Annotated in this window: 18 protein-coding genes; 8 read left to right on the plus strand and 10 right to left on the minus strand. The window is 60.2% G+C overall.

Translation table 11 applies throughout. From position 1 onward, the window contains the following. Positions 1 to 38: 38 nt before the first annotated feature. The 4 genes from N4Q37_RS23860 to N4Q37_RS23875 form a co-directional block, all read right to left on the minus strand. Positions 39 to 803 (minus strand): amino acid ABC transporter ATP-binding protein, encoded by a 765-nt coding sequence (locus N4Q37_RS23860; RefSeq protein ID WP_260962254.1) that lies wholly within the window; start codon positions 801 to 803, stop codon positions 39 to 41. A gap of 10 nt (positions 804 to 813) precedes the next feature. Then, complete coding sequence (locus N4Q37_RS23865) at positions 814 to 1,911, minus strand: amino acid ABC transporter permease (protein WP_260962255.1); 1,098 nt, start codon at positions 1,909 to 1,911, stop codon at positions 814 to 816. A 10-nt stretch (positions 1,912 to 1,921) separates the two neighbouring features. Then, positions 1,922 to 3,103, minus strand: coding sequence for an amino acid ABC transporter permease (locus tag N4Q37_RS23870; RefSeq protein WP_260962257.1), 1,182 nt, complete (start codon positions 3,101 to 3,103; stop codon positions 1,922 to 1,924). 65 nt (positions 3,104 to 3,168) lie between these two features. Further along, complete coding sequence (locus tag N4Q37_RS23875; protein WP_260962259.1) at positions 3,169 to 4,200, minus strand: amino acid ABC transporter substrate-binding protein; 1,032 nt, start codon at positions 4,198 to 4,200, stop codon at positions 3,169 to 3,171. A gap of 473 nt (positions 4,201 to 4,673) precedes the next feature. Here N4Q37_RS23875 and N4Q37_RS23880 point away from each other — a divergent pair, with 473 nt between their 5' ends. The 5 genes from N4Q37_RS23880 (at position 4,674) to N4Q37_RS23900 (ending at position 9,845) form a co-directional block, all read left to right on the plus strand. Beyond that, positions 4,674 to 5,330 carry an alpha/beta hydrolase gene (locus N4Q37_RS23880; protein ID WP_260962261.1) on the plus strand — a complete coding sequence of 219 codons (657 nt, stop codon included), beginning with the start codon at positions 4,674 to 4,676 and terminating at the stop codon, positions 5,328 to 5,330. Between the two features lie 84 nt (positions 5,331 to 5,414). Continuing rightward, positions 5,415 to 6,887 (plus strand): ATP-dependent RNA helicase RhlB, encoded by a 1,473-nt coding sequence (gene rhlB, locus N4Q37_RS23885; protein WP_260962263.1) that lies wholly within the window; start codon positions 5,415 to 5,417, stop codon positions 6,885 to 6,887. A gap of 128 nt (positions 6,888 to 7,015) precedes the next feature. Next, the gene (locus tag N4Q37_RS23890; RefSeq protein WP_260962265.1) at positions 7,016 to 8,005 is read left to right on the plus strand and encodes an ornithine cyclodeaminase family protein; all 990 of its coding nucleotides are present in this window, start codon (positions 7,016 to 7,018) and stop codon (positions 8,003 to 8,005) included. Then, positions 8,002 to 9,129 (plus strand): NAD(P)/FAD-dependent oxidoreductase, encoded by a 1,128-nt coding sequence (locus N4Q37_RS23895; protein ID WP_260962267.1) that lies wholly within the window; start codon positions 8,002 to 8,004, stop codon positions 9,127 to 9,129. Before N4Q37_RS23890 ends, N4Q37_RS23895 begins: the two co-directional genes overlap by 4 nt. 89 nt (positions 9,130 to 9,218) lie before the next feature. Continuing rightward, entirely contained in the window at positions 9,219 to 9,845 is a 627-nt protein-coding gene (locus N4Q37_RS23900) for a helix-turn-helix transcriptional regulator (RefSeq protein WP_260962269.1), read from the plus strand. A 78-nt stretch (positions 9,846 to 9,923) separates the two neighbouring features. Here the strand turns inward: N4Q37_RS23900 and N4Q37_RS23905 are convergent, their stop codons facing one another. The 6 genes from N4Q37_RS23905 to N4Q37_RS23930 all read right to left on the minus strand — a co-directional run bounded on the left by N4Q37_RS23905 (position 9,924) and on the right by N4Q37_RS23930 (position 15,075). Beyond that, positions 9,924 to 10,700, minus strand: a complete 777-nt coding sequence (locus tag N4Q37_RS23905) for an ABC transporter substrate-binding protein (RefSeq protein WP_260962271.1) — start codon at positions 10,698 to 10,700, stop codon at positions 9,924 to 9,926. A 200-nt stretch (positions 10,701 to 10,900) separates the two neighbouring features. Next, positions 10,901 to 11,353, minus strand: coding sequence for a molybdopterin synthase catalytic subunit MoaE (gene moaE, locus N4Q37_RS23910; protein WP_260962272.1), 453 nt, complete (start codon positions 11,351 to 11,353; stop codon positions 10,901 to 10,903). A 3-nt stretch (positions 11,354 to 11,356) separates the two neighbouring features. Continuing rightward, the gene (locus tag N4Q37_RS23915) at positions 11,357 to 11,599 is read right to left on the minus strand and encodes a MoaD/ThiS family protein (protein WP_260962274.1); all 243 of its coding nucleotides are present in this window, start codon (positions 11,597 to 11,599) and stop codon (positions 11,357 to 11,359) included. Further along, entirely contained in the window at positions 11,596 to 12,069 is a 474-nt protein-coding gene (gene moaC / locus N4Q37_RS23920; RefSeq protein WP_260962275.1) for a cyclic pyranopterin monophosphate synthase MoaC, read from the minus strand. Before moaC ends, N4Q37_RS23915 begins: the two co-directional genes overlap by 4 nt. A 148-nt stretch (positions 12,070 to 12,217) precedes the next feature. Then, the gene (locus N4Q37_RS23925) at positions 12,218 to 13,612 is read right to left on the minus strand and encodes a PhoH family protein (protein ID WP_260962277.1); all 1,395 of its coding nucleotides are present in this window, start codon (positions 13,610 to 13,612) and stop codon (positions 12,218 to 12,220) included. Between the two features lie 338 nt (positions 13,613 to 13,950). Then, on the minus strand, positions 13,951 to 15,075 hold the full coding sequence (locus N4Q37_RS23930; protein ID WP_260962279.1) for a polysaccharide deacetylase family protein: 1,125 nt from the start codon (positions 15,073 to 15,075) through the stop codon (positions 13,951 to 13,953). Positions 15,076 to 15,293: 218 nt separating this feature from the next. On the opposite strand from N4Q37_RS23930, the gene yaaA reads away from it, so the two are divergent. The 3 genes from yaaA to alg8 all read left to right on the plus strand — a co-directional run bounded on the left by yaaA (position 15,294) and on the right by alg8 (position 19,782). Further along, entirely contained in the window at positions 15,294 to 16,073 is a 780-nt protein-coding gene (gene yaaA, locus N4Q37_RS23935; protein WP_260962281.1) for a peroxide stress protein YaaA, read from the plus strand. An 810-nt stretch (positions 16,074 to 16,883) separates the two neighbouring features. Next, positions 16,884 to 18,200 (plus strand): nucleotide sugar dehydrogenase, encoded by a 1,317-nt coding sequence (locus N4Q37_RS23940; RefSeq protein WP_260962283.1) that lies wholly within the window; start codon positions 16,884 to 16,886, stop codon positions 18,198 to 18,200. A 100-nt stretch (positions 18,201 to 18,300) separates the two neighbouring features. After that, positions 18,301 to 19,782 (plus strand): mannuronan synthase, encoded by a 1,482-nt coding sequence (alg8, locus tag N4Q37_RS23945; protein ID WP_390897957.1) that lies wholly within the window; start codon positions 18,301 to 18,303, stop codon positions 19,780 to 19,782. The last annotated feature ends 9 nt before the right edge of the window (positions 19,783 to 19,791 follow it).

Consider the following 19,791-nt stretch of genomic DNA (forward strand, 5'->3'; position numbering starts at 1 on the left):
GCACAAGGCCGGGTCTGTTTTTCAGTATCGCCGCTGCATCAATGCAGGATCTGGCTCAGGAACAGCTTGGTGCGATCGTTCTGCGGGTTGTCGAAGAAGTCGTTCGGCGCGGCTTGCTCGACGATTTCACCCTTGTCCATGAAGATCACGCGATTGGCCACGGTACGGGCGAAGCCCATTTCGTGGGTCACGCACAGCATGGTCATGCCGTCTTCGGCCAGGCCGATCATGGTGTCCAGTACTTCCTTGACCATTTCCGGGTCGAGGGCCGAGGTCGGCTCGTCGAACAGCATGATCTTGGGCTTCATGCACAGGGCGCGGGCGATGGCCACACGCTGTTGCTGACCGCCGGAGAGCTGGCCCGGGTACTTGTGCGCCTGCTCTGGAATGCGTACGCGTTCCAGGTAATGCATGGCGATTTCCTCGGCCTGGCGCTTGGGCATCTTGCGCACCCACATCGGCGCCAGCGTGCAGTTCTGCAGGATGGTCAGGTGCGGGAACAGGTTGAAGTGTTGGAACACCATGCCGACTTCACGGCGGATCGCTTCGATCTGCTTGAGGTCGTTGGTCAGTTCCACGCCATCGACCACAATGCGACCCTGCTGGTGCTCTTCCAGGCGGTTGAGGCAGCGGATGGTGGTGGACTTGCCGGAACCCGACGGGCCGCACAGGACGATACGCTCGCCCTGCGTCACGTTCAGGTTGATGTCTTTCAACACGTGGAACTGACCGTACCACTTGTTCACACCCTGCATCTGAATAATGCCTTCAGGGCTCACAGGCTTTTTGATTGCTTCACTCATGAGTCAACTCCTAACGCTTGTGGCCTGTGTCGAGCTTGCGTTCCAGATGCATGGAATAGCGCGACATACCAAAACAGAAAATCCAGAACACCAGGGCGGCGAACACATAGCCTTCGGTGGCCATGCCCAGCCATTTCGGGTCGGCGGCAGCTTGTTTCACGCTGTTGAGCAGGTCGAACAGGCCGATGATGATCACCAGGCTGGTGTCCTTGAACAACGCAATGAACGTGTTGACGATACCCGGGATCACCAGCTTCAGGGCTTGTGGCAGGATCACCAGGCCCATGCTGCGCCAGTAGCCCAGCCCCATCGCCGCGGCGGCTTCATACTGCCCCTTCGGAATGGCTTGCAGGCCGCCACGCACCACCTCGGCCACGTAGGCCGACTGGAACAGGATCACGCCGATCAGCGCCCGCAGCAGCTTGTCGAAGTTCATGCCTTCAGGCAGGAACAGCGGCAACATCACCGACGACATGAACAGCACGGTGATCAACGGCACGCCGCGCCAGAACTCGATGAACGTCACGCAGACCACGCGGATCGCCGGCAGGTTCGAACGTCGTCCCAGGGCCAGCACGATACCCAGCGGCAACGCCCCGGCGATACCGACGGTAGCAATCACCAGGGTCAACATCAGGCCGCCCCATTGGCTGGTCGCCACGGCGTCCAGGCCGAATACGCCACCGTGCAGCAGGCACCAGGCAACGATCGGGTACACCACCAGGAAGCTCAGGCCATAGATCGCCTTGCGCGGGAAGCGCGAGATGAACAGCGGCGCCACCCCGATCACGGCCAGCCACACGGTCAGGTCTACGCGCCAGCGCAGCTCCGTCGGGTAGTAGCCGTACATGAACTGGCCGAAACGTTGCTGGATGAACACCCAGCAGGCGCCTTCCTTGGTGCAGTCGGCGCGGGTAGTACCGACCCAGTTCGCATCCAGGATCGCCCAGTGCAGCAGCGGTGGGATAATCAGGTAAATCAGATAGAACGCAAACAGGGTCAGCAGCGTGTTGAGCCAGCTGGAGAACATGTTGGCGCGCATCCACGCCACCACGCCGATGCTGCTGGACGGTGGTGGCATGTCGGGTTTGAAAGTATGAGTCGTCATGCGCGTTTCCTCACCGCTCGATCAGCGCAATGCGCTTGTTGTACCAGTTCATCAGCAACGAAATACTGATACTGATCGCCAGGTACACACTCATGGTGATCGCAATCACCTCGATGGCCTGGCCGGTCTGGTTCAACACCGTACCAGCAAACAGCGAAACCATTTCCGGGTAGCCGATACCGGCGGCTAGGGAAGAGTTCTTTGCCAGGTTCAGGTATTGGCTGGTCAACGGCGGAATGATCACGCGCAAGGCTTGCGGGATGATCACCTTGCGCAGGGTCGGACCGTTGCGCAGCCCCAGGGAGCGCGCCGCTTCGGTCTGGCCGTGGCTGACCGACTTGATGCCCGAACGCACGATCTCGGCGATGAACGCCGCGGTGTACACGGTCAGGGCCAGGGTCAAGGCCAGCAGCTCCGGGATCAATACCCAGCCACCGACGAAGTTGAACCCCTTGAGTTCCGGCATCTCCCAATGCACCGGCGCCCCGAACAGCAGCGCGCACACGGCAGGAATGACCACGAACAGCGCCAAGCCGACCCAGAACTTGTGGAACGGCTCACCGGTCTCGTCAAAACGCTTGTTAGCCCAGCGCGCCATCAGCACGATGGCGACGATGGCCACCACAATGCTGGCAATGAACGGCCAGAACCCGTCCGCCACCAGCGCGGCCGGCATGTTCAAGCCTCGGCTGCTGATAAAGAACGTGTCACCGATGTTATGACTGTTGCGCGGCCCCGGCATGCTCAGGAATACCGCGAAATACCAGAACAGGATTTGCAGCAATGGCGGGATGTTACGAAAGACCTCCACATAGACAGTGGCCAGCTTGGAGATGATCCAGTTCTGCGACAAGCGCGCCACGCCGATGATGAACCCGAGGATGGTCGCCAGGATCACACCGATGAACGTCACCAGCAGTGTGTTCAGCAAACCGATGACGAAGACGCGGGCATAGCTGTCCGCTTCGGTGTAGTCGATCAGGTGCTGGGCAATGCCGAAACCGGCGCTGCGCTCCAGGAAGCCAAAACCGGAGGTAATACCCCGGTGGGCCAGGTTGGTCTGGGTGTTGTCGAACAAGAACCAGCCCAAGGAAATAACCGCCACGACCGTGACGATCTGAAATACCCACGCACGCACTCGTGGATCGCTGAGGCTTAGCCTCTGCTTAGGTGCGCCGATTGAATTTTGCATGAAGTGCCCCGCAAAGAATGGAACAGAACATCACCCGGTGGTGGACCCACCGGGTGATAGAACCATCAGCGCACTGGTGGTGCGTATTGAATACCGCCAGCGTTCCACAGCGCGTTCAAGCCGCGATCGATTTCCAGCGGAGTGCCCTTGCCCAGGTTGCGCTCGAACATCTCGCCGTAGTTGCCCACTTGCTTGACGATCTTCACGACCCAGTCTTTCGGCAGTTTCAGGTCCTTGCCGTATTCACCGTCGGCGCCCAGCATACGAGCCACGTCAGGGTTCTTGGTGGACTTGGCTTCAGCTTCGACGTTCTTCGAAGTGACGCCCGCCTCTTCAGCATTGAGCAGGGCGTAGCCGGTCCAGCGCACGATGGCCAGCCACTCGTCGTCGCCGTTACGCACGACCGGGCCCAGTGGCTCCTTGGAGATGGTTTCCGGCAGGACCACGTAGTCCTTCGGCGAAGCCAGCTTGCTGCGCTGGGCGAACAGTTGGGACTTGTCGGAGGTCAGCACGTCGCAACGACCGGATTCCAGCGACTTGGCGCTTTCGTCGGAGGTGTCGAAGGTGATCGGGGTGTACTTCAGGCCGTTGGCACGGAAGTAGTCGGAAACGTTCAGCTCAGTGGTGGTACCGGCCTGAATACAGATGGTCGCACCGTCCAGTTCCTTGGCGCTCTTGACGCCCAGCTTGTTGTTGGCCAGGAAGCCGATGCCGTCGTAGTAGGTGATGAAACCCGGGAACTTCAGGCCCATGCCCGCGTCACGGGAGCTGGTCATGGTGGAGTTGCGCGAGAGCACGTCGATTTCGCCCGATTGCAGAGCGGTGAAGCGCTCCTTGGCGTTCAACTGGCTGAACTTGACCTTGGTCGCGTCACCGAATACCGCAGCGGCCACGGCGCGGCAGAAGTCGGCGTCGATACCGACGATCTTGCCAGTCGAGTCAGGCACCGAGAAACCTGGCAGGCCATCACTCACACCACACTGCACAAAGCCTTTCTTTTGTACGGCATCCAGGGTTGCACCCGCCTGGGCGAACCCACTCACACCGAGCACAGCTGCTGCGGTCACGACAGCCAGGGTGGATTTCAGTAACTTCATTCAAACCTCCAGTTTTGCTCTTGTTGTGTCGGAGCTTGAGTCCTGTCGCACCCTTTTGGGGCATTGCCGACCCTTGTTGGCTTTTTTTAGGGTCAACCGACGTCTTGGACCTTCGCCATGAGTCAATTAATGAAGACACCACCAGCGGCGGCTATCCTCACCTCTCGCCAATCGGCCGAACGGGCTGTAGCCCTTCACGTTCGCGAAGCCCGTAGCGGCTATTGGCGAACATCCATCACCGGATTTCTGATATCCCATGCATCGCGTCGAACTGATAGTGTTACCGCGCAGCGCAAGAATCATCACTCGGTCATCCCGTAGCAAAGCCCGTACCAGAGCGCTGCGCCTAGCCCGATGTAAAACACGTCAAGACAAAAACTTTCAACTTTGCGACATCTAATTAACTGAGGCACCGGGCACGCACCGTAATCACGCACTGATTGAGCGCGCCCGCACAGATTTGGAGCACAGCCATGACCGACCCCCTGATTCTCGAGCCCAGCGGCACTGCCGATGCGTGTGTTATCTGGCTCCACGGCCTGGGCGCCGATCGTTACGACTTCCTGCCGGTAGCCGAAATGCTCCAGCAAAGCCTGCTCACCACGCGTTTCGTTCTGCCCCAGGCACCGACCCAGCCGGTGACGATCAACGGTGGCTATGCCATGCCCAGTTGGTACGACATCCGCGCCCTGAGCCCGGCCCGCGCCATCGACGAACAGCAGCTCGAAACCTCGGCACAACGGGTCATCGAACTGGTCGAAACCCAGCGGGCCAGCGGAATAGACGCATCGCGTATTTTCCTGGCCGGTTTTTCCCAGGGCGGCGCGGTGGTCTACCACACGGCGTTCGTGAAATGGCAAGGCCCCTTGGGGGGCGTGCTTGCACTCTCCACTTATGCACCGACCTTCAGCGAAGAACTGCAGTTGTCGGCCAGCCAGCAGCGCATTCCAGTCCTGGCGTTGCACGGGCAATACGACGAAGTGGTCCTCAACCCAATGGGGCGGACCGCAAAAGAGTACTTGAAGCTACATGGTGTCACCGTGACATGGCAGGAATACCCAATGGGCCACGAAGTGTTACCCGAGGAGATTCGCGACATCGGCACCTGGCTGACCGAACGGTTACGTTAAGCGCGCACTATTAATGAACACACTACGCCGCGCCCGTTTCTTGCATTACACTGGCCGGCGTACATTCCTTAACCAATCGATGAGATGACCGTGCTCAAAGCACTCAAGAAGATGTTCGGTAGAAGCGAGGCCGAGCAGCTCGCGCCAGACGCCAGCGCCACCGTCCAGGGCCCAAGCCGCACCGATGCGCAGCAACCGCGCCAGACCGCACCTGTTGCAGAGGCCAAGAAAGCGTCGCCTCGCCCAACCGCTGCGCCGGTGACAGCCCCGACGCCGGAAAAACCACGCAACGAAACGCCCAAGCCGCGTCGTGAACGGGCGCCGAAACCGCCGGTCGTTGCCTGGAAGCTCGAGGACTTCGTCGTAGAACCCCAGGAAGGCAAGACCCGCTTCCACGATTTCAAACTCGCCCCTGAGCTGATGCATGCCATCCAGGACCTGGGTTTCCCGTACTGCACGCCGATCCAGGCGCAGGTGCTGGGCTTCACCCTCGCCGGCAAAGACGCCATCGGGCGCGCCCAGACCGGCACCGGCAAGACGGCCGCGTTCCTGATCTCCATCATCACCCAATTGCTGCAAACCCCGCCGCCCAAGGAACGCTACATGGGCGAGCCGCGTGCGCTGATCATCGCGCCGACCCGCGAACTGGTGGTGCAGATTGCCAAGGACGCCGCCGCCCTGACCAAATACACCGGCCTGAACGTCATGACGTTCGTCGGCGGCATGGACTTCGACAAACAGCTCAAGCAGCTCGAAGCCCGCCACTGCGACATCCTGGTAGCCACCCCCGGCCGCCTGCTGGACTTCAACCAGCGCGGCGACGTGCACCTGGACATGGTCGAAGTGATGGTGCTCGACGAAGCCGACCGCATGCTCGACATGGGCTTCATCCCGCAAGTGCGGCAGATCATTCGCCAGACCCCACCGAAAATCGAACGCCAGACATTGCTGTTCTCCGCGACCTTCACCGACGACGTCATGAACCTGGCCAAGCAGTGGACCACGGACCCGGCCATCGTCGAGATCGAAGCCGAGAACGTCGCCAGCGACAACGTCGAACAGCACATCTACGCCGTGGCCAGCGCCGACAAGTACAAGCTGTTGTACAACCTGGTCAACGACAACGGCTGGGAACGAGTGATGGTGTTCGCCAACCGCAAGGACGAAGTGCGGCGCATCGAAGAACGCCTGGTGCGCGATGGCGTCAACGCCGCCCAACTCTCGGGCGATGTGCCGCAGCACAAACGCATCAAGACTCTCGAAGGCTTTCGCGAAGGCAAGATCCGCGTACTGGTCGCCACCGACGTGGCCGGTCGCGGCATCCACATCGACGGCATCAGCCATGTGATCAACTTCACCCTGCCGGAAGTTCCGGACGATTACGTGCACCGCATCGGCCGGACGGGTCGCGCCGGGGCCGAGGGGGTGTCCATCAGTTTTGCCGGGGAAGATGACTCGTATCAACTTCCGTCCATCGAGGCACTGCTGGGGCGCAAGATCAGCTGCGAGATGCCACCGACGCATTTGTTGCGGGCGGTTGAACGCAAGCGGCATTGACCGCCCCCCCCCCATCAGAAAAGCGCAGCCGTCACGGGTTGCGCTTTTTTTTCGCCTGGAATATTGCTCAACAAAACAAAAAGTCCATAATAGACAAATTAGTTTACAAACAGCCTTCCGGAGCGCCCATGTCCAGCACGCCTTCTGTCATGACCCAAGCCCAGGCCCGAGAGCTGCTCGGACACATCGACGTGCCACACATCCTGCGCAAGCTGTTTCGCGACCTCGCCGCCGGGCAAGCGGTGCAGCCGCCCCAGCAACTGGTGGTGTTTCCCCAGGGTGCCGGGGACTTCATCAATTACCTGGGCGTGCTGGCGCAAGACCAGGTCTACGGGGTCAAGACCTCGCCCTACATCGTCCGCGAGCAAGGCCCGCTGGTCACTGCCTGGACCTTGCTGATGTCGATGCAGACCGGCCAGCCGTTGCTGCTGTGCGATGCTGCCGAACTGACCACTGCCCGCACCGCCGCCACCACCGCCGTCGCCGTCGATGCCCTGGCCCCGCTCCGGGCCCGGCGCCTGGCGGTCATCGGCAGTGGTGCCGTGGCCCGCGCGCATGTGCAGTACGTCAAAGGGCTGCGGGATTGGGAAAGCATCAACCTCTACTCGCCGAGCCTGCAGGCCAGGACGACTCAGGCACTGGCCGCCCTCACCGACCTCGACCCGCGCCTGCAAATCGCCGACAGTCTTCAAGCCGCACTGCATGACGCCGATGTGGTGATGCTCTGCACCTCGTCCGCCCAAGCGGTACTCGACCCGCAGGCCCTGGGCAAACCGGCGCTGATCACCTCCATCAGCACCAACGCGCCACGCGCCCACGAAGTACCGCCGCAAAGCCTCAGCGACATGGACGTGTTCTGCGACTATCGTCAGACCACCCCGGGTTCGGCCGGTGAAATGCTGATCGCGGCCGAACAACATGGCTGGGAGGCGTCGAGCATCGTTGGCGACTTGCCCGACCTGCTCAGCGAACGGGTGGCGCGCCCGAGCTATCAGCGCCACGTATTCTTCCGCTCCATCGGCCTGGGGCTGGAAGACGTGGCGTTGGCGAATGCGCTTTACCGATTGCACACCCAGACTCGAACTCCCGGCACCGTGCTCGACAGGAGCATTCCATGACCTCAGCAGATTTCATCATCATCGGCGGCGGCATTGCCGGTGCCTCCACCGGCTACTGGCTGGCGCCCCACGGCCGGGTCATTGTGCTCGAGCGTGAATCCCATCCCGCCTACCACTCCACCGGGCGCTCGGCGGCGCTGTACACCGCCGCCTACGGCACCCCGCAGGTACGCGCGCTGACCCTGGCCAGCCGCGACTTTTTCGACGCACCACCGGCCGGTTTCTGCGAACACCCGCTGCTGACCCCTCGGGGTGAAATGACCGTGGACTTCACTGGCGACCCGACCGAGCTGAACAACCAATACCACAGCGCCAAGGCTACGGTGCCGCAAATGCAACTGCTCAGCGCTGACGAAGCCTGTGTGCGACTGCCGATCCTGCGGCGGGACAAGGTCCACGGGGCGATCTATGACCCCACGGCTTGCGACATCGACACTGATGCACTGCACCAGGGCTATCTGCGCGGTATTCGTCGCAGCGGCGGCAAAGTGCACACCGACAGCGAAGTGCTGGGTATCAGCCGCGACGACCAAGGGCTGTGGCAGGTGAAGACCGCCGGCCAGACCTTCACCGCGCCGGTGTTGATCAACGCCGCCGGCGCCTGGGCCGACCAGGTGGCCGAAATGGCCGGCGCCCGGAAGCTGGGCCTGCAACCCAAGCGACGCGCGGCATTCATTTTCGCCGGTCCCGAGGGTGTGGATATCCACGACTGGCCGATGCTGGTGAGCCTCGACGAGTCCTTCTACATGAAGCCTGACGCCGGCATGTTCCTCGGCTCGCCGGCCAACGCCGACCCGGTGGAACCCCACGACGTGCAGCCTGAAGAACTGGACATCGCCATGGGCATCTATCAGATCGAGGAAGCCACCACCCTGACCATCCGCCGCCCCACCCGCACCTGGGCCGGGTTGCGCAGCTTCGTGCACGACGGTGATTTGCTGTCCGGTTTCGATCCGCAAGTGCCCGGGCTGTTCTGGGTCGCGGCCCAGGGCGGCTACGGCATCCAGACCTCACCGGCCATGGGCCAGGCCAGCGCGGCCCTGGTGCGTGGCGAACCGTTGCCCGAGGCGCTGGCGCGCGTCGGCCTGAGCAGCGCCATGCTGCCCCCCCAGCGGCTGGGGTGAACCTGATCGAGGTGACGCATCGCCACGATTGCGGCACACTCCCCTGCGCCCCTGCTTCACGGGGCGCTGACGTTGCCTGGAGCCCTGTCATGAATGCCCCGCAAGCCGATCCGGCACTGGAAAACTTCCGCGTCATTGCCGACGCCATCGCCACGCTGTTCTATCCCCACGCCGAAGTGGTGTTGCACGACCTGCACACACAGAAAGTCGACTACATCGCCAACAACTTGTCCAAGCGCGAAATTGGCGACGATTCGTCCCTGGAAGACATGCTCAGCGAAGAAGTCAGCGAACGTAACATCGGGCCGTACGAGAAGCTGAACTGGGATGGGCAGAAGATTCGCAGCCTCAGCAGCGTACTGCGCAATGCCGAGGGTCAGCCCCTGGCGGTGCTGTGCATCAACTTGAACATTTCGCTGTTCGAAAATGCCAAGGCCGCACTGGACCTGTTCCTCTCGCCGAACAAGTTGATTCCTCAGCCGGATTCACTGTTTCGCGATGACTGGCAGGAGCGCATCAACACCTTCCTGCACGCCTGGCTGCGTGAGCGCCAACTGAGCCTGAACCTGCTGACCCGCGACCACAAACGCGAGCTGGTCCTGGCGCTGCATGCCGAAGGCGCGTTCAAGGGCAAGAGCGCATCCAACTATGTGGCCAACGTGCTGAACATGGGACGGGCGACGGTGTACAAGCACCTGAAGGAATTGAAGTCCTGACCTTTGCATTGCCTGGCCTGACCCCGTGGCGAACAGGCCAGGCAATGCTCCGGACAGCGATCCGATAATGGCGACTGATCAGTCGCCGTAGATATCCGACTTGAAATACTTGGCCTCGATCTTCTGATATTCGCCACTGGCGCGAATCCCATCGATGGCCTTGTTCAGATCCGCCACCAGTTGGGTATTGCCCTTGCGCACGGCGATCCCGGCGCCTTCACCGACGTATTTCGGGTCCTTGAGCTCAGGCCCGACAAACCCATAACCCTTGCCCCGCGGCATCGACAGGAAGTCTTCCAGCGGGATGGTGTCGGCGAAGATCGCGTCCAGCCGGCCGGACGCCAGGTCCATGTAGATCTCCTCGTTGTTGCTGTAGCGCTTGATCACCACGCCCTTGGGTTCCAATACCTCCGTGGCATAGCGATCTGTGGTGGTGGCACGTTGCACGCCCACGGTCTTGCCCTTGAGGCTGGCGTATTGATCATCCACCACCGCACCTTCCTTCATCACCAGGCGCGACGAGGTGAAGTAGTACTTGTGGGTGAAATCCACCGACTTCTTGCGCTCCTCGGTGATGGTCATGGACGACAGCGCCAGGTCGATCTTCTTCACTTTCAACGACGGAATCAGCCCGTCGAACTCACCCTCGATCCACTCACACTTGGCCTGCATCTGGGCGCACAAGGCGTTACCGATGTCATAGTCGAATCCTTCGATCTTGCCTTCGGCATTCTTCGAAGCGAACGGCGGATACGCTGCCTCGATGCCGATGCGCAGGGTCTTCTCGGCGGCGAACAGGCTGCTGGAGGCCAGCAGGCTCAAGGCAAGGCCGGTGATGAGGGGGAATTTCTTCATGATCGTTCTCTCGCGGGTTGTTGTTGGTTTGGCAGAGAAAATGGGGGCGCAGCGATATGATGTACTTATAAATCCATACTGGACTTTAATGTACATATCGTCAATTAGGAGAATCTGAGAAAGTGATGAGAGGCTGGTAGCCCCTTCGCGGGCTAGCTCGCAAAGGGGGGCTCACAACTTCTGGATAAACAGTCGGTTAGCTAACGCTTCCAGCGATCCGCCGCTGCATGATCACTGTCACGCCCCTCGACCCAGCGTGGGCCGTCGACGGTGTTTTCCTTTTTCCAGAACGGTGCGCGGGTCTTGAGGTAATCCATGACAAAGGCGCAGGCGTCGAAAGCCGCCTGGCGATGGGCGCTGGCAGCGGCCACGAAGACGATCGGTTCGCCCGGCTCCAGGGCGCCGATGCGGTGCAGCACTTCCAGCTTGAGCAACGGCCAGCGCTGCTCGGCCTCGGTGGCGATCTTGCCCAGGGCCTTTTCGGTCATGCCCGGGTAATGCTCCAGGAACATCCCGGACACATCCAGGCCATCATTGAAGTCACGCACGTAACCGACAAAACTCACCACCGCCCCCACGCCGACGTTCGCGGCGTGCATCGCGTTGACTTCGCAACCCGGATCGAATGGCTCGGCCTGCACACGAATCGCCATGGGTCAGCCTCCGGTCACCGTGGGGAAAAACGCGACTTCGTCACCATCCTCCAGTGGCTCGTCGAGTTGGCAGAGGTCTTCGTTACGGGCACACATCAGGTTCTGCTCATTGAGCACGTCGAAACCTTCGCGCGCGGCCAGCAACGCCCGAACGTCGTCCACCGTGGAGAAATCGCCTTCGACCTTTTGCGAATCCAGGCCCAAGGCCTCGCGATAACGAGCAAAGAACTTCACGTTGATTTTCATGACGCATCCGCCTGGAAATGACCGCTCTTGCCACCGAGTTTCTCCAGCACCCGCACACCCTCGACGATCATGCCCCGGTCCACGGCCTTGCACATGTCATAAATCGTCAGCGCGGCGACGCTGGCGGCGGTGAGCGCTTCCATTTCCACTCCGGTCTGCCCCGACAGTTTGCAACGAGCCACGATGCGCACCCGGTCCTCGCCTTCGGCATTGAGTTCGACCTTGACGCTGGTGAGCATCAACGGGTGGCAGAGCGGGATCAGGTCGCTGGTTTTCTTGGCGGCCTGGATGCCGGCAATGCGCGCAACGGCAAACACATCGCCCTTGGGATGGCCGCCACTGACGATCATCTGCAGCGTTTCGGGGAGCATGCGCACAAAGGCTTCGGCCGTGGCTTCGCGGAACGTCACCGCTTTATCGGTCACGTCGACCATGTTGGCGCGACCTTGGGAATCGAGATGGGTCAGCACGGGGTTACTCCTGATCGGGGAGTGTCGATTGTAAACCCGTGGGTCAGATTCGGGCAGGGCGGATTGTCGCACCGACCGTTCCAGCCAGCGCATTTCCCCGGACGTGCAAACAACCGGGCGACCGCGTGGTCGCCCGGCTTGGCTGGAGTTACAGGTGAGATTCGGCGTATTCGGCGAGAATCGAGCGCGGTACGCCCTGCAGGGTGATGTGGACCCCGTTGGGGAAGTCCTTGAAGCGTTCGGTCAGGTAGGTCAGCCCGGAACTGGTCGCGGACAGATAAGGGGTGTCGATCTGTGCCAGGTTACCCAGGCACACCACTTTGGAACCGGCGCCGGCACGGGTGATGATGGTTTTCATCTGGTGCGGGGTGAGGTTCTGGCATTCGTCGATCAGGATCAGGCTTTGCTGGAAGCTGCGGCCGCGGATGTAGTTGAGGGATTTGAATTGCAACGGCACTTTGCTGAGGATGTAGTCGACGCTGCCATGGGTGCTTTCGTCATCCATGTGCAAGGCTTCGAGGTTGTCGGTGATCGCCCCCAGCCAGGGCTCCATTTTTTCCGCTTCGGTGCCGGGCAAGAAACCGATTTCCTGGTCCAGGCCCTGCACGCTGCGGGTGGCGATGATCCGCCGGTAACGCTTGCTGACCATGGTCTGCTCGATGGCGGCAGCCAGGGCCAGGATGGTCTTGCCGGAACCGGCGGCGCCGGACAGGTTGACCAGGTGGATATCCGGATCGAGCAAGGCGAACAGCGCCAGGCTCTGGTAGATGTCGCGTGGCTTGAGGCCCCAGGCTTCCTGATGCAACAGGGGCTCCTGGTGCAAGTCGAGGATCAATAGCCGGTCGTCCTCGATTTCCTTGATCCAGCCGACGAATCCTTGTTCGTCAATGATGAACTCGTTGATGTGCACCGCCGGCAGGTTGTCGATCAACTGCACCTGGTGCCAGGTGCGGCCATGGTCCTGGCGGGTCTCGACCTTGCTCACGCGGTCCCAGAAGGAGCCGGTCATGGTGTGGTAGCCGTTGGGCAGCAGCGACACGTCGTCGACCAGTTGGTCGGTGCTGTAGTCCTCCGCCGCAATGCCACAGGCACGGGCCTTGAGGCGCATGTTGATGTCTTTGGTCACCAGCACCACGGCCTGGTCCTTGGTGCGCGCGTGCAGGTCGATCAACTGGTTGATGATGATGTTGTCGTTCAGGTGTTCCGGCAGCACCACGTTCGGCTCGGTGCGCTTGCTCATCAGGATCGAGAGCAGGCCCTTGGGACCACTTTTGCCACGCTGGATCGGCACACCGAGCTCAACATCCTCGGGAGACGCATCGCCCAGGGTCTTGTCGATCAGGCGGATGGCCTGGCGACATTCGGCCGCGACGCTGTGGTGCCCGCTCTTGAGCTTGTCCAGCTCTTCGAGCACGGTCATCGGGATGGCAACGTGGTGTTCTTCGAAATTCAGCAGCGCGTTTGGATCGTGGATCAATACGTTGGTATCGAGTACATAGAGGATTGGCTGGTTGGAGGAAGGGCTACGTCCGTGGTCATCCATACTCGGTCACCTTTGTGGGGGCCATTCGACGCAATACCATGACAGTGCTGCGCCTCGAGGTAGCCACCGAATTCACCCGCGAGGTTTTCAGGTGAACTGCACACAACCTGGGTCTTTGCAGACGCCACCTGTGTTGCAGGTTTCGGCGGTCTGACTTCTTCTTACTCCAAAAACCATGACAGGAAAAAGCACTTTGACGCTTTTTTGAAGTTTATTTTTCAGAGTGACGAATAACCCTTGGCGTAGCGCCGCTGCGCCGTTAAAGTCGGAAGTCCGGTCGTCATGAATGTGCGCCGTTTTTCTTCCTACTCCCAGTGTTTCCGGGCCTTTTCCCGGCTTCAGCGAAACGCCTCCTGGCAATCTTCCCAACCGATCCCGCTTTGCGCTGTGTGCGTCATGAGCCAGGGCAACGCCGTTTTCACCGCATCCTGCTTGGCGTTGAAGTTGATCACCCCGTGACGCCACAGCAGCATCAAGGTCAATGCGCGATGGGCACTCTGCTCGGGCTTGAGGCGATTGCTGCTGTCCTGCGGGTCGATGTCCCACAACGCCACTTGCAGCCCCTGGTTGCGGAAAAACGGGCCGGCGTCGCCCCGGCGCTGGCCCTGGGGCGGACGAAACAGCGGTACGTAGTTCTCCGGCAGCTTGCCCTTGACCAGATCGACACTGCGTCGCACCGAGTCCTGCCAGTCTTGCCAGTAGCTGTGGGAACGAAACTCCCAGCCCTGCACGCCCACGCATTGCCCCGAATACAACGCCTGGAGGTTGTTGACCGAATGCTCGGCCAACCGTGCCTGGATATCCTTGCCCAGGACAAAGAAAGTGCCGCTCATGTTCGACTTGCGCAGGTATTCAGTCAGCCAGGGGGTATTGTCCGGCACGACGTTGGCGCCGCTGTCGAAGGTCAGCAGGAACAGCCGGTCGTGCATGCCCTCGCCGTTGCGTTCGTAATCGCCGAAACGCTCGATCTCGCTGGTGGCCTGGGGAAACAGCGCGGCCTTGCGCAGCAGTTCGTCGCGGTAGCGTATGTGGAAGCTGCGGCTCGGCTCGGCCCACTTGATGTAATACGAGTTCTCATCAAGCTGGAGCCTGCGCGCTTCTTCTCGCAGGGTCGCCATGTTCTCGACCAGGTAACAGAATGAAGCATCCTGATCGCAACTCTGCTGGGCGAAGTTGTAGCCGGCCAGCAACCGCTGCCACAGCCGCGCACGAAGAGCCTCGACCGCTGCCATATTGACCGAGCGCAACCCCAGGTATTGCTTGAGGGCGATTTCGTCCATGGCGTCGGTGTCCAGCAGGACGTTGGCGAACATCAGGATCTCGGCCCGCGACGCCACATCGAACAACGTCGGGCTGGTGAGCTGCTCCGGCCAAGTGCTGCGGTCCAGGGTGGCGACGTCGTTGGGTGCGGCAATGGCGCCCAGGCTCAACAACCAGGCCGATAACAAAAGGGCGATACGCAAAAGGGATGTCTCCATAGCAAAACCCGCGCGGCATGATAGCTGATCCTGGGGTAATACCCTTGTGGTCAAAGGACTCTGCTCCCACAGCCCCCTCGCCACAAAAGCCAACGGCACCCAGACCATGGCCTGAATCGCCCCCCATCACCTATCCCCCCTATAGCTGGAGTCCACCCGGACAACCCCCTAGAATCGCCGCACCTTTGAAGGAGACGATTAGCATGCTGATGGTGATTTCCCCCGCCAAGACCCTCGATTACGAAACACCGCCGGCTACCGAGCGTTTTACCCAACCGCAATACCTGGACCACTCCCAGGAACTGATCGAACAATTGCGCGATCTTTCGCCGGCCCAGATCAGCGAACTGATGCACGTCTCCGACAAGATCGGCGGCCTCAATGCCGCGCGGTTCGGCAGTTGGACCCCGGCATTCACCCCGGCCAATGCCAAGCAGGCGTTGCTGGCCTTCAAGGGTGACGTCTACACCGGCCTGGATGCGCAGAGCTTCGGCGAAGCCGATTTCGACTACGCCCAGCAACACCTGCGCATGCTCTCTGGCCTCTACGGCCTGTTGCGCCCGCTGGATCTGATGCAACCCTATCGCCTGGAGATGGGCACGAAACTGAGCAATGCCCGCGGCAAGGACCTCTACGCATTCTGGGGCTCACGCATCAGTGAATGGCTGAACGAAGCGTTGGCCGACCAGGGCGACGATGTCCTGCTGAACCTGGCGTCCAATGAGTATTTCTCGGCGGTCAAGCGCAGCGCATTGAAGGCGCGCGTCATCGACACCGAGTTCAAGGACCTGAAGAATGGCCAGTACAAGATCATCAGTTTCTACGCCAAGAAAGCCCGGGGCCTGATGAGTCGCTTCGTGATCCAGGAGCGCATCAACGATCCAGCACAGCTCAAGGAATTCGATGTGCAGGGCTATCGCTTCCACGCACAACAATCGACCCCGGACAAACTGGTTTTCCTGCGTGACCATGCCCCCGAATAGAGCATGACTTTATATCGCCCCCTGATCGGGGGCTTCGATCAAACCCGCGTTTGTCATCTTAGTTACTCGCCCATTTCGTCATTTTCATGACGCCAATAAATCGACCACCCCTCTCACTAACTTTTCTTTCACTCGACACTCGTCAGTTTTTTGCGTAGTGGCACCAAAAAATTTCTCAGGTAGTGGCAAAGAACCATCTACCCCCGCCAACTACCCGTTAATAAAGGGCGAAACGGCAAGTGCCATCAAATTGAAAGTAGTGCCATCTTTCATAATATTTCGAAAAATTTCGAAATTCGCGATGGGCGGATCGGAACTATGTGAAATCGCACGGCTCATACCACCCGTAACGATTCTCGGCGAGCGTGTAAGAGATAACTTACAAAGGAGGTCGGTCGAATTTAACCAAGTTGTCACGAGAACTTAGTGAAACGATCGTCTCATAGGATTCACTTAAAAGGACGGGAGATAACGCACCATTAGTATCCCCAAAAAGGCCAAGGCTGCGCCCCTATCACGTGCTCACCTGAGCACACAAGCTGCTGATTTTGTGGGCTTTATGCCAGAAATCAGCAGTGAAGAACCTTTGCACGAGCGTTCCCGACAACGAGGACTGGCTGCATAACAGGGCAAGTCATAACAACTAGGCCACTTGCGCACAACTTGAGTGCAATTATTTAGCCACTCGGAACTTTGTATGCCTGTACCCGGCATTGTCGCGCCTGCGCGCCACACTTCCGAGTGCACTATGACCGCTGAAAAGACTATTAACTCCGGCCATTTAATGGCGTAAAAACAGAGGTAAATGCGATGCGCATTAGCATATTTGGTTTGGGTTACGTCGGTGCAGTATGTGCCGGTTGCCTGTCTGCACGGGGCCATGACGTAGTTGGCGTAGATGTCGCCAAAGACAAGATCGACATGATCAACGCCGGTAAATCGCCGATCGTTGAACCGGGTCTGGGTGAGCTGTTGGCGCAAGGCATTGAAACAGGCCGGCTGCGTGGCACCACCAACTTCGCCGAAGCGATCCGCGATACCGACCTGTCGATGATTTGTGTCGGTACACCGAGCAAAAAGAACGGTGACCTGGAACTGAATTACATCGAAGCAGTATGCCGCGAGATCGGTTATGTCCTGCGCGACAAGACCACCCGCCACACCATCGTGGTTCGCAGTACCGTACTGCCGGGCACCGTGGCGAACGTGGTCATCCCGATCCTGGAAGACTGCTCCGGCAAGAAAGCCGGCGTCGACTTCGGTGTTGCCGTCAACCCTGAGTTCCTGCGCGAAAGCACCGCGATCAAGGACTACGACCAGCCGCCAATGACCGTGATCGGTGAGCTGGACAAAGCCTCCGGCGACGTCCTGCAATCGCTGTACGAAGAACTCGATGCGCCGATCATCCGCAAGGACATCGCCGTCGCCGAGATGATCAAGTACACCTGCAACGTCTGGCACGCCACCAAGGTGACCTTCGCCAACGAGATCGGCAACATCGCCAAGGCGGTCGGCGTCGACGGTCGCGAAGTGATGGACGTGGTCTGCCAGGACAAGGCCCTGAACCTGTCCCAGTACTACATGCGCCCTGGCTTCGCCTTCGGCGGCTCGTGCCTGCCCAAGGACGTTCGCGCCCTGACCTACCGCGCCGGTTCCCTGGACGTGGAAGCGCCACTGCTCAACTCGCTGATGCGCAGTAACGAATCGCAAGTGCAGAACGCCTTCAACATCGTCTCCAGCCACGAGAAGCGCAAAGTCGCCCTGCTGGGCCTGAGCTTCAAGGCCGGCACTGACGACCTGCGTGAAAGCCCGCTGGTGGAACTGGCGGAAATGCTGATCGGCAAGGGTTACGACCTGCGCATCTACGACCGCAACGTCGAATACGCCCGTGTCCACGGCGCGAACAAGGACTACATCGAGTCGAAGATTCCTCACGTCTCGTCGTTGCTCAACTCGGACTTCGACGCGGTGGTCGACAACTCCGACATCATCATCCTCGGCAACCGCGACGAGCAGTTCCGCGCACTGACCGAGAACGTACCGGAAGGCAAGCAGGTCATCGACCTGGTCGGCTTCATGTCCAAGGCCACTTCCCCAAGCGGCCGGACCGAAGGCATCTGCTGGTAAGGCAGCCGCAAGCTTCAGGCACCAAGCCCGGGCGAATGCACATTCGCCTGGGCTTGAAGCTTGGAGCTTGAAGCTTGCAACTGACTTTAGGGTACCGATTATGCACAGGCTAAAGCACGGCCTGCTCCAGGCCGCCGGTTGGCTGTTTTACTTGAGTTTATTGATGGGCATCGCCATGGCGCTGCCCACGTCCACGTTCGACTCCGAATCCAAGGATTTCATCTTCCTGATCGGTGCCGTGGGCATTTGGCGTTATTCCATGGGCGCGACGCATTTCGTGCGTGGAATGATCTTCCTGTACATCGTCTACCCGCACCTGCGTCGCAAGATTCGCAAAATGGGCAAGGCCGCGGACCCGTCCCACGTGTACCTGATGGTCACCAGTTTCCGGATCGACGCGCTGACCACCGCCCAGGTCTATGGCTCGGTGATTCGCGAGGCGATCGAATGCGGGCTGCCCACCACCGTGGTCTGCTCCATCGTGGAAATGTCCGACGAACTGCTGATCAAGAGCCTCTGGGCTCGCCAGAACCCGCCAGCGCGGGTCAAGCTGGACTTCGTGCGCATTCCCGGTACCGGCAAGCGTGACGGGCTGGCCTTCGGCTTCCGCGCCATCTCCCGCCACCTGCCGGATGACCGCGCCGTGGTGGCCGTGATCGATGGCGACACCGTGCTCGCCGAAGGCGTCGTGCGCAAGACCGTGCCGTGGTTCCACCTGTTCGGCAATGTCGGCGGCCTGACCACCAACGAGTTCTGCGAAGTGCGCGGCGGCTACATCATGAGCGAATGGCACAAGCTGCGTTTCGCCCAGCGTCACATCAACATGTGCTCCATGGCCCTGTCCAAGCGCGTGCTGACCATGACCGGGCGCATGTCGGTGTTCCGTGCCACCGTGGTGACCAACCCCGAATTCATCGCCGACGTGGAAAGCGACTCGCTGCAACACTGGCGCCTGGGCCGCTTCAAGTTCCTGACCGGCGATGACAAATCGAGCTGGTTCAGCCTGATGCGCCTGGGCTACGACACGTTCTACGTGCCCGATGCGGCGATCCTGACGGTCGAGCATCCGCCGGAAAAGAGTTTCATCAAGGCCAGTCGCAAACTGATGTTCCGCTGGTATGGCAACAACTTGCGGCAAAACTCCCGGGCCCTGGGCCTGGGTCTGCGCCGCCTGGGCCTGTTTACCTCGGTGGTGCTGTTCGACCAGCGCGTGTCGATGTGGACCTCGCTGCTGGGCCTGACCGTGGCACTGATCGCCAGCTTCAAGTACGGCACCGCGTTCATCCTGGCGTACCTGCTATGGATCGGTATTACCCGGTTCATCCTGACCTTGCTGCTGTCGTGCTCCGGCCACCGGATCGGCCCTGCCTACCCGGCGATTCTCTATTACAACCAGATCGTCGGCGCCCTGGTGAAGATCTACGTGTTCTTCCGCCTCGACCAACAGTCCTGGACGCGCCAACCCACTTCTCTGTCTCGTGATCTCGCCAGCTTTCAACGTTGGTTCAACACATGGTCGTCTCGGACCATGACCTTCTCCGCCGGCAGCATTTTTGTTGCCGTGCTGCTGATGATGGTCTGACCGGACTTG

The organism is Pseudomonas citri, from assembly GCF_025336485.1.
Taxonomy (GTDB): Bacteria; Pseudomonadota; Gammaproteobacteria; order Pseudomonadales; family Pseudomonadaceae; genus Aquipseudomonas; species Aquipseudomonas citri.